The 16,269-nt window shown below is 54.2% G+C and carries 12 protein-coding genes, 1 pseudogene and 1 riboswitch; of the genes and pseudogenes, 3 read left to right on the forward strand and 10 right to left on the reverse strand.

Features of this window, described 5'->3' with window-relative positions; translation table 11 throughout:
- The first annotated feature begins 99 nt into the window (after positions 1 to 99).
- Positions 100 to 273 carry a hypothetical protein gene (locus QOT07_RS12975; RefSeq protein ID WP_165366349.1) on the forward strand — a complete coding sequence of 58 codons (174 nt, stop codon included), beginning with the start codon at positions 100 to 102 and terminating at the stop codon, positions 271 to 273.
- Positions 274 to 322: 49 nt separating this feature from the next.
- Here QOT07_RS12975 and QOT07_RS12980 read toward each other — a convergent pair whose 3' ends face one another.
- Positions 323 to 2,749 carry a DUF3772 domain-containing protein gene (locus QOT07_RS12980; RefSeq protein WP_198404418.1) on the reverse strand — a complete coding sequence of 809 codons (2,427 nt, stop codon included), beginning with the start codon at positions 2,747 to 2,749 and terminating at the stop codon, positions 323 to 325.
- A 491-nt stretch (positions 2,750 to 3,240) separates the two neighbouring features.
- On the opposite strand from QOT07_RS12980, the gene QOT07_RS12985 reads away from it, so the two are divergent.
- Positions 3,241 to 4,968 carry an ABC-F family ATP-binding cassette domain-containing protein gene (locus QOT07_RS12985; RefSeq protein ID WP_283603315.1) on the forward strand — a complete coding sequence of 576 codons (1,728 nt, stop codon included), beginning with the start codon at positions 3,241 to 3,243 and terminating at the stop codon, positions 4,966 to 4,968.
- A gap of 26 nt (positions 4,969 to 4,994) precedes the next feature.
- On the opposite strand, the gene QOT07_RS12990 is transcribed toward QOT07_RS12985, so the two are convergent.
- The 7 genes from QOT07_RS12990 to tnpA all read right to left on the reverse strand — a co-directional run bounded on the left by QOT07_RS12990 (position 4,995) and on the right by tnpA (position 12,745).
- Entirely contained in the window at positions 4,995 to 5,627 is a 633-nt protein-coding gene (locus QOT07_RS12990) for a TetR/AcrR family transcriptional regulator (protein ID WP_099062984.1), read from the reverse strand.
- Between the two features lie 41 nt (positions 5,628 to 5,668).
- On the reverse strand, positions 5,669 to 8,773 hold the full coding sequence (locus tag QOT07_RS12995) for an efflux RND transporter permease subunit (RefSeq protein WP_261417361.1): 3,105 nt from the start codon (positions 8,771 to 8,773) through the stop codon (positions 5,669 to 5,671).
- Between the two features lie 212 nt (positions 8,774 to 8,985).
- A complete protein-coding gene (locus QOT07_RS13000; RefSeq protein WP_099062982.1) occupies positions 8,986 to 10,368 on the reverse strand; it encodes a cation diffusion facilitator family transporter in 1,383 nt (460 codons plus the stop codon).
- 27 nt (positions 10,369 to 10,395) lie between these two features.
- On the reverse strand, positions 10,396 to 10,575 hold the full coding sequence (locus QOT07_RS13005; RefSeq protein WP_099062981.1) for a hypothetical protein: 180 nt from the start codon (positions 10,573 to 10,575) through the stop codon (positions 10,396 to 10,398).
- Between the two features lie 111 nt (positions 10,576 to 10,686).
- On the reverse strand, positions 10,687 to 10,779 hold the full coding sequence (gene mgtS / locus QOT07_RS13010; protein ID WP_013813036.1) for a protein MgtS: 93 nt from the start codon (positions 10,777 to 10,779) through the stop codon (positions 10,687 to 10,689).
- Between the two features lie 142 nt (positions 10,780 to 10,921).
- On the reverse strand, positions 10,922 to 11,941 hold the full coding sequence (locus QOT07_RS13015) for a magnesium transporter (RefSeq protein ID WP_198404417.1): 1,020 nt from the start codon (positions 11,939 to 11,941) through the stop codon (positions 10,922 to 10,924).
- 75 nt (positions 11,942 to 12,016) lie between these two features.
- A riboswitch (M-box (ykoK) riboswitch) is annotated at positions 12,017 to 12,191 on the reverse strand.
- A 128-nt stretch (positions 12,192 to 12,319) separates the two neighbouring features.
- The gene (gene tnpA / locus QOT07_RS13020) at positions 12,320 to 12,745 is read right to left on the reverse strand and encodes an IS200/IS605 family transposase (protein ID WP_219016315.1); all 426 of its coding nucleotides are present in this window, start codon (positions 12,743 to 12,745) and stop codon (positions 12,320 to 12,322) included.
- 57 nt (positions 12,746 to 12,802) lie between these two features.
- On the opposite strand from tnpA, the pseudogene QOT07_RS13025 reads away from it, so the two are divergent.
- Positions 12,803 to 13,962 (forward strand): annotated as a pseudogene (locus QOT07_RS13025) (RNA-guided endonuclease InsQ/TnpB family protein).
- 92 nt (positions 13,963 to 14,054) lie between these two features.
- On the opposite strand, the gene QOT07_RS13030 reads toward QOT07_RS13025, so the two are convergent.
- A complete protein-coding gene (locus QOT07_RS13030) occupies positions 14,055 to 15,719 on the reverse strand; it encodes an ABC transporter substrate-binding protein (protein ID WP_283603316.1) in 1,665 nt (554 codons plus the stop codon).
- A gap of 121 nt (positions 15,720 to 15,840) precedes the next feature.
- Complete coding sequence (locus QOT07_RS13035) at positions 15,841 to 16,236, reverse strand: VOC family protein (RefSeq protein WP_283603317.1); 396 nt, start codon at positions 16,234 to 16,236, stop codon at positions 15,841 to 15,843.
- Positions 16,237 to 16,269 lie beyond the last annotated feature (33 nt).

A 16,269-nucleotide genomic window follows, 5' to 3' on the forward strand; every position in this document is an offset into this window, starting at 1 on the left:
CCACTCGGATATAGACGCCATCTATAGCGCATCATTGGGCGGTGGGAGTGCCTTTCAGGGCATATACTTAATGGAATGATGAGTTCGGAGGTAAGTGAAATGAAAGCGATGATCCCCCTGTTTTTGCTGCTGATGCTTTCCGGCTGTATGGGCCGGGGCGGCCCGCAGGATGTACCGCCACCGCCGGTGCATAATGATCCACAGACCTGTAATAACTCTTCCGCCAGTGCCAACAGCGACTGTTCGCAGTCCGTGGTACCGGCGATGCACTGAGTTTACTCCTACGTCCGGCCCCTCAGGACCGGCCGTAGAAGTCAGCAGATTACGAGGATTGCTCTTCGTCGTTGGTCAGGTTTTTCGCCTGCTGTTTCATAAACACCACTTCCTGTGGGCTGGACATATTGACCCGCTCAGCCCGCAGCAGTTTGAGAATATTGAACAGCAGCTCACTTTTGGTGGCACCAACCATACGCGGGCTGGCTACATAGCCGGTCACGCTGAGGATAATGCCTTCCGGGCCGAGCTGGCTAAAGCGAACATAAGGCGCCGGGGTATCCTGGATGGCTTCATACTCCTGGTAGGCACTCAGCAGAATATTGCGCACCTGCTCCGGGTCGATATCTGTCGGGAAGGTCAGCGCGATAGTCACCACACCCTGGGCATTACCCATGGTGGCGTTACGCACGTTTTGCGAGATGAGCTGCGAGTTGGGTACGATCATCGTCGAACGGTCGCTGAGCTGGATCTCGGTGGCGCGCACGTTAATGCGACGCACATCCCCTTCCACGCCACCGATCCCGATCATATCGCCCACTTTTACCGGCCGTTCGGTCAGCAGGATCAGTCCGGAAATAAAGTTCTTCACGATTTCCTGCAGACCAAAACCGATACCGACCGACAACGCACTGACGATCCACGCCAAATTGTTCCACTGGATGCCCAACGCCGCCAGGGTGATCAGGATCAGCAGCACATAACCCACATTACTGAATAGCGTAACCAGCGATGCGCGAATACCAATGTCTGAAATGGTTTTCGGCAGCAGTTCCTGGCTAAGCCAGCGCTGAGTAACCCGCAGAATATAGATGCCAATCACCAGGCAAATCACCGAGTTGATCAGGTTGCCCGGCACGATATTCAATCGCTGCAACCCTTCACCGCTCAGGATGGCGATGATCTTGTCCAGCAAGGAATTGGGCGTGGTGGTGCCGAACGAGCCGTTAAACAGCGAGACAATCATCAATAACAGCAGCGAACACTTGGCAATGGCGGTGAAGATAATCGCCATCTGCTCCAGATGACGATCCTTAAAGTTAAACGACTTTTTCAGCGTTTTGCCGCTGGCGGTCTGCGGCGAAAAGATCGCCCCGCACAGGTCGGTAGCGAACATCAGCAGGAAATAGAATGCCATCAACACCAGGGCAATCCAGATCACCTGATAGGTCAGGAATCGGGCGAAGGCGATATACCCCACCAGCAGTGAGAACAGGATAACCACTGAACACACCAGGGTGCTCATGTGCAACAAACCACTGATGGTGGAGCGTTTCTCTACGTGTTCGCCCTGCTGTTCCAACTGGCGACGGATGCGCTGGGAACGCAGCGGCATCGCCAACAGCACCATACCGATTAATCCGGCAACCAAACCATTGCCGAAAATAGTGGTGGCCAGGCTGGTACTCACCACGTTGTTAACCAGTTCTATCGAGCCAAATGCCAAGGTTAGCCCCGCCAACAGCGGCGAAAAATAGCGCAAACCGGCGGCAACGGCATCATCCATCGAGCCCAGACGCCATGACGGGCGGTTGAGGGACAACGTCGCGCGGCCCAGCCCGGCGATCAACGCACAGAAAATCCCCAGTCGATTAAAGCCCTCGGCGAAATCCTCCAGCATCCCCGGCAAAGGCTGCGCACGGGTAAAAGTAAGATACAGCAGATTCAGCGCAATACTGGTGGTGATCACCGTAACGCTGACGGTGACCATGGCCATAAAGCTGCGGCGTAAACGCCCGTCCGGCAGAAAGCGGATGCTCACCCAGGCCAGAAAGCGTTCGGAGAAATAGCGCCCCCATGACCAGATAACCACCGCCAACACCAGCAGACTCAGGGTGCCGTAGCGCCACTCTTCCTGCCAACTGGCATCCCAGGCCTGTTTCATCGCAGTATTGAACTCATTCAATCGCTGCACGTCACTGTCCGCAGGTTGCACTACCGGTGACCAAAACTTGCCACCCAGTACGCTGCCGGTGTTCAACGCCAATTGGGTTTTGAACGCCACACGGCGCAAGTCGCTGATTTGCTGGCCCAGGTCGATCGCGCTGGCTTTCATGGCCTGCGCGCGTTTTACCGCATCGTCCAGCTGCTTTTTGCTGTTATTCAAGGCATTACGCTGCTGTACCACGGCGGCAGTTTCAGCCATCGAACCGGCCACCGGCTGTGGGCCCAGGACGTCCAACTGCCCCTGCAGTTTTTCCTGCGCCGGTTGCAGATCGGTCGCCAGTTTGTCCAGTCCCGCGGCCAGATCGTCGTTAGCCAACTTCAGCTTGCTGAGCTGGTTATCATTGTCAGCTTTGGAGACCTGCTGCTTGATGCTGTCCAACTGTTTTTGGTAGTTCTTCAGCGCGGTGGCAGTATCCGGCGTACTTTCGGCAACCGGGGCATCATCCTGCGCAGCGACGCTGGTGAGCGGCGCTAACTGCAAGCCAAACAGCAGGAACAGAAAAAGAATAATCTGGCGGGGCTTTAACATAAATTCGGTGCTCAGCGTTTGCATGATAGACAGACGAAACAGGCGGGTCGGTATTTACCGACCCGCCTGGCTAATCATAAACTGTGATTATGATAACTGCTTAATCTGCGCTTAAATATCAGTATTACTCCCATTCAGCACGATTATTTACACCATCGCATTTCTCTGCGTGACACCAACAGATTTTTCCGTTTACCACACTGATAACTAAAGTCATTCACAGTGGCGTAACCGACCAAAGCGCCCTATACTCAGCTCACTCATTAACCAACGTTATAAAAGGAGGATTACTATGTCGATGTGTGAATTATTTTTTTACTCACACTTCTATAGTAATCACGGCTGCTCAAGCATTACCGGTATCGTGCTGCGATAACCCAGGCTTGAGCGAAGTTTACTAAAATCTGAAGTCCCTTCCCTCCGGCTTACCGGGTTGTCGTCAGCGATGTTTGACGATAGGCATCTGCATGCCTGTAACTCTTGAGTAAGCAATGAGCACATTACTTTCTGCACAATCTGTCGGTTACGACAACAATTTCGGCCCTCTGCTGGTTGAGGTTTCTTTTAGCCTGAAGAAAGGCGACCGCATTGGTTTAATCGGCCACAACGGCTGTGGCAAAAGCACCCTGCTTAAAATTCTCAGCGGCGATCTGCCTACCGGCAGCGGCAGCGTGACCCCGGCTCATCAGTGTTTGATGGCGCGGGTAGAACAACACCTGCCCGAAACCCTGCACGGCTGTACCCTGCTGGAGGCGGTACTGGCCCGGCTGCCAGAAAATCAACGCGTCAGTGAAAGCTGGCAAGGCGAAGTGCTGCTGGCCCGTCTGGGTTTCGCGCCAGCGTCATGGACGCTGACCGCCGGTACCCTGAGCGGTGGCCAGCACACCCGCCTGCTGCTGGCGCGCGCGTTAATCCGTCAACCCGACCTGCTGCTGCTGGATGAGCCCAGCAACCATCTGGACTTGCCCACGCTGCTGTGGCTGGAGCGGTTCTTGCAAAACTGGTCCGGCAGCTTTGTGCTGGTCTCCCACGATCGTTACCTGTTGGATCAGGTGACTAACTGCACCTGGATCCTGCGTGACAAAACCCTGCAGTTCTTCCGTTTGCCCTGTACTGCGGCGCGTCAGGCGCTGGAGGAACAGGATGCCGCAGATGCCCATCGCCGTCAGGCGGAGCAGAAAGAGATCGATCGGGTGGCAAAAAGCGCCCAGCGGCTGGCCATCTGGGGCAAGGTTTACGATAACGAAGATCTGGCCCGCAAGGCCAAGCAAATGGAAAAGCGCGTTGATCGGCTGAAGGAGGAGCAAACCACGCTCAGCGCGGGCAGCCAGTGGCGCCTCAGGCTGAAGGGGGAAGCCGTGGATGCCGATCGTCTATTGGCTCTGCCACCACTGGCAGTGCGCCCGGCGGTCGATGCACCGGTGCTGTTCCGTCTCGATCCATTGCGGGTCAAAAGCGGGGACCGCATCGCTATCGTCGGGCGTAACGGCTGCGGTAAATCATCGCTGCTGCAGCATCTGTGGCGGGAATACCAGGACGCGTCCCTGCGGGAAACGGTTTTCCATCCGCGGGTACGCATTGGGTATTACGATCAAAGTCTGCAACAGTTGCATGATGACGACACGCTAAGCGAAGCATTAACCCACTTCGCAGCGCTGACCGAAGACCAGCGGAAAATGGCGTTGATTGGCGCCGGTTTCCCTTATCTGCGTCATCAGCAACGCATCAGTACCCTGAGCGGCGGCGAGCGTTCACGCCTGCTGTTTGTTGGTCTGACGCTGGCTAACCATTCGCTGCTGTTACTCGACGAACCGACCAACCATCTGGATATGGAAGGCAAGGAAGAGTTGGCGGAGACGCTGCGTCAGTTTGAAGGCGCCGTGATACTGGTTACTCATGACCGGATGCTGATCGAAAATAGCTGCAACCGTTTCTGGTTGATTGACCATCAGCGGCTGGAAGAGTGGCAGGATCTGGAACCGGTCTATACCCGACTGTCAGAAGTGCGTGATGCTGCGCCAGTAACCGCAGCGAGCCGGGATGCCGTCAGTCATCCGTTGGCGCAGGATGACGAAGAGCGGCTGCTGGCCGCGCTGTTTGAGCTGGAAAGCAAACTGCAGGAGGATCTGGCACGCAAACCCAAGCATCAAAAAACCCAGTTGCAACAGCAATGGCGCGAAGAGATTGCCACCCTCAGCGCCCGGTTGAATCTGGACTAACCTTCACAGGCCGCCCACGGGCGGCCTCACTCCACCGGCATCTCGCCCTGATAACCCCAGGCACGTAAAAAGATCGTTACCGTGGTGATGGCCAGCCGTTGCAAGTGGGCCTTATCCGGCAGTTCGTCAGACAACAGCGCCGCAGGCAGCGAGTAACCCATCACGGCACCCAAAAATGCCTGTGCCTGCAGTTCAACGTCGCCGAGTTGCAGTTGCCCTCGCTGCTGCGCCTGCTGTAATAAACTGACTAACCCTTGCAGAACCCGCCCGGACTCTCGCTGTTGCAAAGTGGCGTATAATTCCGGCCGTTGCTGTAACAGTTGGATCAGCAAGCGCTGAAAGTGAATATTTTTGCTCTGAAAAAAGTGATCCTGCACGACGGCAGCAAAACGCATCAGCACCGGGGATAAATCCTGAGTATCTCCAGCCAAAAGGGTGTTTAACGGCGGCTGCATCAGCTCCTTCATATAACCGAAGGTCTCCAGCACCAGCGCATCTTTCCCCGGGAAATGGTTGTACAGCGTTTGTCGGGTGGTGCCGGCCTCGGTGGCAATCACATCCAGCGAAATATCCAACCCCTGCGTCAAAAACAGCTCGCTGGCAGTGGCCAATATTCGCGGTTTGGCCTTCATGGGACGCCCCGGTTGCCGGTTGTTCATGGTGTATTCACTCCTGCCACGCAGACATCATGTCGAAAGGATTATTTTTTGCTTTTTAAGCGTGCCAGTCCTTGTTTAACCAGCACAAAAAACAGCGGGACAAATAACAATGCCAACAGTGTGCCAGAAATCATGCCGCCGATCACCGCAATCCCTATCTCGCGGCGGCTTGATGCACCGGCCCCCACCGACAGCGCCAACGGGATCACCCCGGCGACAAACGCCAACGAGGTCATAACGATAGGTCGCAAACGCAGGCGCGCGCCCTCAAGCGTGGCCGCCAACAGTGCCTGGCCTGATTTCATCTGCGCCTCGGCAAATTCGATAATCAGGATCGCATTCTTGGCCGATAGCCCAATCGTGGTCAGCATACCCACCTGGAAATAGATGTCGTTCTCAAACCCTGCCAGCCGCGTAGCGAGCACCGCGCCGACAATCCCCAGGGGAATAATCAGCATCACCGCGATCGGAATCGACCAGCTTTCATACAGTGCCGCCAGGCACAGAAAAATAAACAGCACGGAAGCCAGATAGATCCACAGCGTTTGGCCTGCGGCCACCTGTTCCTGATAGGAAAGCCCACTCCACTCCAGCCCAAATCCTTCCACCTCCGCGATAATGCCCTGCATCTGGGCCATGGCCGTGCCCGAGCTCTCGCCTGACACCGACGAACCCTGCAATTGAGTGGCCGATAAGCCATTAAAGCGTTGCAGCATTTGCGGCCCGGAAAGCCAGCGCGTGTTGGCAAAGCTGGCGAATGACGCCATGCTGCCGCTGCTACCGCGAACAAACCACTGATTAATGTCATCCGGCGCGGAGCGCGAGGAGGACTCCCCCTGCATATAAACGCGTTTCACCCGCCCACGATCGATAAAATCATTGATATAGGCGCCCCCCCAGGCTGCCGACAGCGTGTTGTTGATATCTGCCTGCTGCAACCCTTGTGCACTGGCCTTCTGCTGGTCGATATCCACCTGGAGCTGCGCTTTGTCCTCCAGGCCGTTCACCCGTACCGCGGTAAGCAGTGGGTTATCAGTCGCGGCGGCAATCACCTGCTGCTGTGCCTGTTGCAGTTCGTCGTGGCCGGCATTGCTCTGATCTTGCAGCCATAATTCAAAGCCGCTGGACTGCCCCAAACCGCGTACCGCCGGAGGTGACAGCACGTTGACCTGCATGTCACGGGCGCTTTTAAAATGCTGGTTGGCGCGAGCAATGATCGCCTGCGCGGTATTCTCGCTGCCGTCGCGCAAATCCCAGTTTTTTAACTCCGCAAACGCCATGCCGACATTCTGCGCGCTGCCGGCATTGTTTCGCCCGACCACCATAAAAATAACGCTAAGGTTGTCTTTTTCTTCGGTCATGAAATAGTCGGCAATGGCGTCGGCGGCCTGCTGTGTTTTCGCCATCGGCGTACCGGAGGGCATAGTAAATTGCACCATCACCGAGCCCTGATCCTCGACCGGCAAAAAACCGGTCGGCATGCGCAAGTATTGCCACACCATCAGGCCGGTAATCAGCAATGCCACCAGGCTATATAGTCCTTTGCGCGCCAGAATGTGCGCCAAACCACGGCCGTAAGCCTGTTGACTATGGTCGACTACGCGGTTAAATCGGCTGAAAAACCAACCGCGTTGGCCATGGGATGACGGACGCAGCAAACCTGCGCACAGGGCCGGCGTTAACGTCAGTGCCACCAGCACTGACAGCACCATGGATGAAACGATGGTAATCGAGAATTGACGGTAGATAATCCCGGTGGAGCCACCGAGGAACGCCATTGGAATAAACACCGCAGACAGCACCAGCGCAATACCGATCAGCGCACTGTTGATCTCGCTCATCGAGCGCAGTGTCGCCTCCTGTGGTGGTAAGTCCTCCTCATCCATGACGCGTTCGACGTTTTCGACCACCACTATCGCATCATCCACCAACAAGCCAATTGCCAGCACCATGGCGAACAAGGTCAGGGTATTTATGCTGTAGCCCAACAGCGCCAGAATGCCAAAGGTGCCCAACAGCACTACCGGCACGGTAATCGCCGGGATCAAGGTGGCACGCCAGTTCTGTAAAAACAGATACATCACCACCACCACCAGAATAATCGCCTCGATCAGCGTCTGCACCACGCCTTCAATTGAAACCGTGACAAAGGGCGTGCTGTCGCGTGGATAGGCCACTTTTAAGCCGGCAGGAAACTGCGGGGTCATACGTTCAACCTCGGCACGCACGCTTTCGGCCACCGCCAATGCATTGGCACCGGAGGCCAACTGTATGGAGATGCCGGCAGCCGGATAACCGTTCAGCCGGGTTTGGTTCTGATAATTCTCCGCCCCTATCTCAACCCGGGCAACGTCGCGAAGATAAACCGCTGAGCCGTCGGTGTTGGTTCGTAATATAATATTGCTGAACTGTTCCGGCGTTTGCAGCCGTGATTGGGCCGTCACAGTGGCATTCATCGCCTGGCCGGGCTCGGTCGGCAGTGATCCCAGCTCACCGCTGGTGACCTGCGCATTCTGCGCCTCTACCGCCGCCTGAACGTCTGATGGCATCAGGCCGTAGCTGGTTAAACGCAGCGGATCCAACCAAATGCGCATGGCGAATTGCGCGCCAAACACCGTCGTCTCGCCAACTCCGTCCACCCGGCTGAGCGAGTCCTGCAGTGAGCTGACAAGGTAGTCATTGATATCGACGTTATCCATTTGCCCGCTGGTATCGTACAGCGCCACTACCATCAGGCTATCGCCCTGCGATTTGGTGACGGTAATGCCCTGCTGCTGCACTTCCTGCGGCAGTCGTGAGTTGGCCTGGTTAACCGCATTCTGTACCTGCACCTGAGCAATGTCCGGATCGGTCTGCTGCTCAAAGCTCAGGCTGATACGTGCCTGACCGGCTGAACTGCTGGTCGATGAGAAGTACAGCAGGCCATCAATCCCTTTGATTTGCTGCTCAATCACCTGCGTGATGCTGTCTTCCACCGTTTTTGCCGCCGCCCCCGGATAGTTGGCGGTGACGGTGACACCGGGCGGCGCGATATCCGGGTATTGTTCCACCGGCAAAGTCAGTAAAGCCAGAATACCCGCCGCCATAATGCAAATAGCCAGTACGGCGGCGAACACCGGTCGAAAAACAAAGAAATGCGCCAACATGGTTGAACCCTCACTCAGGACAAGGACAATTAACATCCGTTTATTTACTTTACAGTAAAGTAAATAAACTAAACAAACAAGAGACCGGATCATCTCATCGAGGGCGGACCTTTGCTCGCTTATTGTGACATTGTCACTTAAGGAGTTTACATCGAGGATTGCCGCCAGCGCACTGCCTGGCGGCGATTAATACAGATCAATAACGGCGGGATTCAGATGCTGGATTTGGGTTTGATCGGCTCGACGTGCCCTACTGCCCGGGAAATACTTGGGTAAAGCGCGCGCAGTTGGCGCTCTATGCTGTCCACCGCCGCGTGCGCTGACACAATGGAAGCCGCCGGGGAAACCCGACAATGGAAATTGACGATAATGCCGTCGGCAGTTTTACGTGCGCGGATGTTATGGACGTCCTGCACCATCTCGCCGTTCTCCACCACCGTCTGCAGGATTTGGCGAATGCTTGCCAGTTGGTCCGGCGCAACATCCTCGCTGGCTATCCAGTGGTGCATCTGCGGTTCCAGGTGCGTTTCAATCTCCGTATCTTCACCTATCGCCTGCCGCAGCAGGGTTTCAATCTCACTGGCAATATCGTGGGCCTGCGCGACGCTGGCATTGGCCGGCACCGCCAGATCCATGCTGATCGACATCCGTTCCGGCAGTTGCTGTAACGCCACATTTTGCACCACTGCGCCGTGATTGGCGGCGATCACCCGGATACGGGTTGCCATGTCTTCATCGCTGCGGGTTTGTGGATTGGCAATCACCGTGGCCTCGGCGTGGGCATACTGCTGTTCCAGACGCTCGGCGATAGACTGTTTCAACGCGTTGATACGCTCCAGCGGCAAGGTACGGCAAACGGCGACGGTGACTTCAATAAACACGATGGCACCGGCGTTACGAATACGGATACTCTCGGTGGCCAAAATCGCCGGGAAGCTGTCGAGCAAGGCGCTGATTTCTTCTTTGGCACCGGCCGGCGCCGTGTCCATCAGGGAATCGAACGAGCGTTTCCCCAGTTTTATCGCTGCCACCACAATAAAACAGGCCACGATCAGCGCGGCAATAGCATCTGCACGGTTGAAGCCCAGCAGAACAAACACCATGCCCAGCAACACCACGGCGGAAGCCAGCATATCGGAGAAGAAGTGCAGCGCATCGGCTTCCAAAGCCGCACTATCGGTGGCCTTGGCCACGCGATTCAGCGCCTTGACGCGGAAAAAGTCGACCACAATCGAGATCAACAGCACGGCGATCACCACCGGTGCCGCGACAATCTGATGGGCTTCGCCGAGCAGGCTTTTGCCTGCCTCATAAACTATCCAGCCCGCGGCGCCCAACAGCAGCAGCACTTCAAACAGCGCCGCCAGGTTTTCAACCTTGCCGTGACCAAAATGGTGGTCGTCATCGGCCGGCTTGTCGCTGATACGCACCGCCAGCCAGGTAATGCTGGTGGCAACAAAATCGGTAAGCGAGTGGATCCCTTCGGAAATAAGGCCAATACTGCCGGTAAAAATACCGGCAATAAATTTACCGGTCGCCAATAGCCCGCTGGCTATCATGGAATTTCTGGCAACGGATTCTTTTTCGTTTTGCATATTACGGCTCACATTCAAATAGGTAATTCATTTTTTTATTTTAGTCGACCATTGCCAGACAAAAGCAACCAGCAGCATAGTACCCGAGAATGTCAGCAGTAAACTAGAAAGGAATTCTGATTTTCCGGTTGAATAAAAATAAATCTCATTCACACCGACGGAGATCATCAAAATGGCATAAAGCAGGCCAAGAATAAAAATAGTCATGGTGGTAATACTCCCTGAAATTCGCTCCAGGCGGTCAGTATTTAATCGCATCCTCCCCGACGTAAATAAAACCTACGGGGAGGATGCATTCAGGCGGATCTTTAGCGTTCATTAATCATCCCATTTGGTGCTCATATAGGCGGCCAACAGGCCCAGCGAACTGATAATGCTCAGGAATCCTACAAAAATTGTCATGTTTCCCATTATTTTGTCCTCGGTTAACTAATATCGATAGATGCCCCTTTAATTAAAAAGCGGGGATTGTCATTACTCATGGATATTTACCTTCCTCCTGTTCAGTGAGATAAAATGCCCGCTCCGGTTGCGACACGGAGCGGATCGCGGTTTAAATCTCCAGAATGTACTGGGCGATTTTGAAGTAAATAATCAGGCCGGTGCCATCAATAAAGGTGGCGATAAACGGTGCCGAAACCACGGCCGGGTCGATCCCCAATCGCTTGAGCAGCATCGGGATAATCGAGGAAACAATGGCGCTCCAGACGGTGATCGCCACCAGCGACAGGCTGACCACCAGCGTCACATCCATCCCCACGCCCATGATCCAGGCCCGCACCCAGGCGGCGATGCCGATGGTGACCGCAATCAACAGTGAGGTGGACACCTCTTTACGGATCACCGCGCCCAGATTACGCAGGCTAACCTCGCCCAGGGCCATGGCCCGTACCAGGGTAGAGGTAATCTGGGTGCCACTGTTGCCGCCGGTACCGATCAGCAGCGGAATAAAGAATGCCAGCGCGATCGCCGCTTCCAGCTGTTCTTCAAACGCCTTAAGCACATTGCCGGTGTAGGCTTCGGCAACAAACAGCATCAGTAACCATACCGACCGCTTGCGCCATAGTGCCCAGGGGCTGGTCTCCAGATAAGGCTTATCCAGCGGCAGGCTGGCGCCCTGACGTTGTGCATCTTCGGTGTTTTCATCTTCAATCAGCCGGGCAATTTCTTTTTCGCCCAGCACACCAACCAGGGTTTTATTCACCACTACCGGCACCACGTCCAGCCCCCCCTTACCCAATAAATGGGCGACGTCATTACGATCATCATCCGGGGAAACCTGAAAATAGCTGTGGTTGATCATGACGCCAACGGCTTTATCGTGATCTTCACACTGTAATAATTTTTTAACCGACAGCGTGCCACGCAAATGATAATCGTCGGCGGTGACAAACAGCTGTGTCGGAATTTCGTCGGTTTTAAGCTGCGAAAGAAAATACGCTTTGGCTTTATTGACCGTCATATTGCCTGGGATCGTAATAAAATCGGCATTCATATAGCCCGCTACCGAAGACTCATCAAGAGTTTCAGTTGCGGCCAGCGCCGAACAGGGGGAGTTGTGATGTGACTTCATTATGTTAGTCCCTATTTCTGTTTAAACTTCAACAGCGAATCGCATAGGGGCGTTAACCACAGAGGGAGTGCAGACAGCCTATCTCCGCGTCCAGGTTTTAGCACTATACAACGTATCTGATGGTATGCATCAGAAGTTACTTTGGGCTGAACCTTAATCCGATAAAGCCTGTCTTAACCTTGGGCATCTCTCGATGTCGTCAGATCAGTAACCTGTGTTTGTATAGGAGCCTCGCCAAACGAGATACTGCATATAAACTACGGGAGGCAGTATAGGCGCGGTTTTTTATTTTCGGGTGAAAATCTGGCTGACCGTTTATGAAACATTTAGCATTTGCCCCGTAAATCCTCGCCCAATCGGGCGGGGATATAAGGGGTGCTAATCAGGGGTTTTCTGCGATTGTACATACGCTTTCAGCGTTTCAATTGTTGCTCCGCCAGCGCTACAAGCAAAGTAGGAGCGTGACCAGAGCACTCCGGTATTACTTTGCTTACGAAGATGGGTATTCAAAATCCTGACATAACGGCTACTGGTTGATTTCAGGTTATTAACCAGCACGCTGATGGATAGTTTCGGCGGGTACGCAACCAGTATGTGAACGTGATCCGCTTCGCCATCCATTTCTAAAATCTCAACCTCAAGCGACTCAGCCGCTGAATTAAATGCTTCCCGGATCTGCTCAATCATTGCGCCATCAAGCAGCCTACGGCGATACTTTGTCGTGAAGATTAAGTGTACCACCAGTTTACTAACTGAATGGCGACGGCGAAGATATCCCGCCAGCTCATCGTTATGCACACTCACTTGAAAAAGTCCTCATAAAGCCTTAAATTGTAATCATAATACATATGAGCACCCAAAATGAAAAGAGCGACTAAAGTACGCATTTACCCAGACGATGAACAGGCGGCATTTTTAAATGCTCAGTTCGGCGCTGTGCGTTTTGCATACAATAAGGCTCTGCATATCAGTCGCCATATGTACCAACGCCACGGTATATCTGTCAGCATTAAACGCGATTTAAAGCCTTTACTGGCGGTGGGCAAAAAGTCGCGACGTATAGTTGGCTGAAAGAATATGACTCATTGGCATTGCAGCAAGCGGTAATTAATCTCGATACAGCGTTTGGAAACTTCTTCAAAAAACGTGCTCGCTTCCCGTCTTTCAAGCGCAAGCATGGGAAGCAATCCAGCTATCATCCCAATGGAAAAGTGTTAACTGGCGCTATCCAGATCCCGAAAATGAAGCCCGTGAGGGCCAATATTCATAGGGAAATTGTTGGCAAGGTGTCCAGTATCACGATCAGCCGCACCGCCACGGGAAAATACTATGCTTCAATTCTCTGTGACGACGGACAGGAAGCCCCGGAAAAACCTACGCTGATAACAGGCGTAACCGGGCTGGATATGGGATTGAGCCACTATGCGATAAAATCCAGTGGCGATAAAATCACGAACCCCCGCCATCTTATCAATGCCAGCCACAATCTGCGCCGTAAACAAAAAGCGCTATCCAGAAAACAGAAAGGCAGTGCCAATCGCCGTAAAGCCCGATTACTTCTGGCTGGCGTACACGAACGGGTAGCTAACGCCCGCGCCGACTTCCAGCACAAACTGTCCCGAACACTTGTTGACGAAAACCAAGCGGTAATTGTCGAGACACTGAAAGCGGCAAACATGATGAAAAACCATTGCCTCGCCCGCGCCATTGGCGATGCGGCATGGGCAGGATTTGTCACGAAACTGGAATACAAAGCGGCGGCGGCAGGTATTCACTTGGTCAAACTGGATCAGTGGTTTGCCAGCTCTAAAACCTGCCATTGTTGTGGTCACAAGATGGAAGAGATGCCGCTGAATAAGCGCATCTGGCAATGCCCTATGTGTGGGGTTGAACATGACCGCGATGTTAATGCGGCCATCAACATACAGCGCAAGGGTATAACGGAATTACAGGCGGCGGGACTCGTCGTTTCTGCCCACGGAGGCCAGCGTAAATCCGTCATATCGACGGTTGCGGCCTGAGAAGTGGGAAGCCTCGCCGTTTACGGCGGGGAGCAGTCACAAAAAGTAATTAACAGCGGACCAGAATCCTCCCAATCCGCATTATTAAAAGCTTAATGTGCGATGATATACACGTTTTTATCGTACAGCGGCCCCTGTCGGGTAAAGTCGATGGCCTTCACATAGGGTTTGACCAGGGTCGCATTGGCTTCGTAGTAAACCGGGGCCACCGGCGTCTCTGCCGACAACAGGTCTTCGGCCTGCTGGAAGTATTGCTGCACCTGCTGTGGCGTCTGGGCGGCAGTGGCCTGATGCAACACGCGGTCGTAATTCTGATTGGCGTATTTGGCCGAGTTCTCACTGCTGGTGGAGCGGAACACGTTCAGGAAAGTCGAGGGATCGTTGTAGTCCGCCAACCAACGGCTGAAGGCCACGCTGTATTGCCCGTTGTTGATGTTGTCCAGCACCACCTTACGCTCCTGATTTTGCAAGGTGACCTCCACACCGAGGTTCTTTTTCCACATCGCACTGGCGGCGATCACAATCTTCTTGATGGTCGCGTCGTTGCTGTACAGCAGGGTAAAGCGTAACGGATGTTCCGCGTTAAAACCGGCTGCGGCCAGCTGTTTTTTCGCCTGTGCAATGCGTTGTTCACGTGACCACCCCGCCGCTTCACCGGCCCGCAGGGTATAGCCGCCAGCCCCGGTTGGGGTAAAAGTCCAGGCCGGCTGTTGGCCATAGCCCAGCACTTTGGTGGCAATAATCTCTTTATCCAGCGCCAGATTTAACGCCTGACGCACCCGTACGTCGTTAAACGGCGCCTGCCGGTTGTTAAAGGCAAAGTAGCTGGTCGACAACAGCGGATAAGTCACCAATTGCTCATCACCCAGGCTGTTTTTCAGCTGTTGGTACAATTCCGGCGGCGCACTGTAGCCCAGTTCAATCTCACCAGCCCGGAAACGTGCCACCTCCGGGAACCCTTGCAGCGGCAGGAAAGTCACCTTATTGAGCACCGTGTGGGCGTTATCCCAATACTGAGTGTTGCGCTCTACCACCACCTTTTCGTTCACCACCCACTGTGCCAACCGGAAGGCGCCGTTGCCGACAAAGTTTTTCGGCTGCGTCCAGTCTTTGCCGTATTTCTCCACCACTTTCTGATTCACCGGCAGCACAGGGAAATGCACCAACTGCTTGAGCAGATACGAGTTGGGTTCAGTCAGTGTGACCTGCAGGGTATGCGCATCCAGCGCCTTCACGCCCAGTTCGCTCGGCGGCTTGCTGCCGGCGTTGATCTCCGCGGCGTTCAATACATAGGCCGATGCCAGATAGCTACCATAGGGGGAAGCCGTTTTCGGGTCGGTCAGGCGGCGCCAGCTAAAAACAAAATCCTCGGCGGTCAGCGGATCGCCGTTCGACCATTTGGCCTCCGGGCGCAGATGGAAGGTCCAGACATTGCCCTGATTTTCCCATTGGGTCGCCAGTGCGGGGATCACCTCACCGTTTTTCCCCACCCGCAATAACCCTTCAAACAGGTCATTGAAGATATAAAACTCCACGTTGCTTTCCGCCAGGTTCGGATCCAGTGTTGCAGGTTCATAACCATTGGCCCGTACCAGCTCCTGCGTGGTGGCCAGTTGAGTCCCTGCCGGTACCTCGGCGGCGTTAACCACTACGCCCACCTGTAAAGACAAGAGGATTAGACCAGTCAATCCTTTAAGCTTGAATGAATACTTCACGTCGATATCCCTTATTGGTGTTTTGTCGACGTATATATACATTGAAGCAGTTGAATAAATTAAATGATTAAACGCTATGACTCATAACCAAAACCGCACCCATGCAACAACATGAATTTCTTTCATAATCAAATGAATACCCGCCATTACGACGGGTCTTTTTTTACAAGGGTTGGAACAACGTTAACTGTAATCCGGCCGGTGCTTCCAGCCGGTTATTGAGTGAGTTAAACGGCGTAAGCCGGGGTTCAGACAGCACCTGTGCTCCCCCCTGTGCCAGGCTGGCGGTAGTTGCGGCAATATCGGTCACCTCAAAGGCCACCCGCACCCAACCGGAGACACGTTCACCCACTTCAATATTGTCGATGTAGGCCGCCGTGGCCGGTTCAACCAGTTCCAGCGTGGCTTTGCCCGCTTCGAGGATCGCCACCCTGCCGCTGTCCGGCGGCACGGCGTCAACCCGGGTCAGCCCAAGCCGATCGCGATAAAAGGATAAAGCGTTATCGAAATCTTCGGTGGTGATCACCAGACGAAGCTGTTTTACCGATGGTGCAGACATGGTTATCTCCTGGTTATTTGGCTGAGTAATTTT

This window comes from Serratia proteamaculans, from assembly GCF_949794035.1.
Classification (GTDB): Bacteria; Pseudomonadota; Gammaproteobacteria; order Enterobacterales; family Enterobacteriaceae; genus Serratia; species Serratia proteamaculans.

Excerpts from the sequence above, each read along its gene's own strand:
- mgtS (WP_013813036.1), bottom strand. The coding sequence starts at position 10,779 with ATGGGAAACATGACAATTTTTGTAGGATTCCTGAGCATTATCAGTTCG.
- QOT07_RS13000 (WP_099062982.1), bottom strand. The coding sequence starts at position 10,368 with ATGCAAAACGAAAAAGAATCCGTTGCCAGAAATTCCATGATAGCCAGC.
- QOT07_RS12990 (WP_099062984.1), bottom strand. The coding sequence starts at position 5,627 with ATGAACAACCGGCAACCGGGGCGTCCCATGAAGGCCAAACCGCGAATA.
- QOT07_RS13030 (WP_283603316.1), bottom strand. The coding sequence starts at position 15,719 with ATGTATATATACGTCGACAAAACACCAATAAGGGATATCGACGTGAAG.
- QOT07_RS13035 (WP_283603317.1), bottom strand. The coding sequence starts at position 16,236 with ATGTCTGCACCATCGGTAAAACAGCTTCGTCTGGTGATCACCACCGAA.
- QOT07_RS13005 (WP_099062981.1), bottom strand. The coding sequence starts at position 10,575 with ATGACTATTTTTATTCTTGGCCTGCTTTATGCCATTTTGATGATCTCC.
- QOT07_RS12975 (WP_165366349.1), top strand. The coding sequence starts at position 100 with ATGAAAGCGATGATCCCCCTGTTTTTGCTGCTGATGCTTTCCGGCTGT.
- QOT07_RS12980 (WP_198404418.1), bottom strand. The coding sequence starts at position 2,749 with ATGTTAAAGCCCCGCCAGATTATTCTTTTTCTGTTCCTGCTGTTTGGC.
- QOT07_RS13015 (WP_198404417.1), bottom strand. The coding sequence starts at position 11,941 with ATGAAGTCACATCACAACTCCCCCTGTTCGGCGCTGGCCGCAACTGAA.
- QOT07_RS12985 (WP_283603315.1), top strand. The coding sequence starts at position 3,241 with ATGAGCACATTACTTTCTGCACAATCTGTCGGTTACGACAACAATTTC.
- QOT07_RS12995 (WP_261417361.1), bottom strand. The coding sequence starts at position 8,773 with ATGTTGGCGCATTTCTTTGTTTTTCGACCGGTGTTCGCCGCCGTACTG.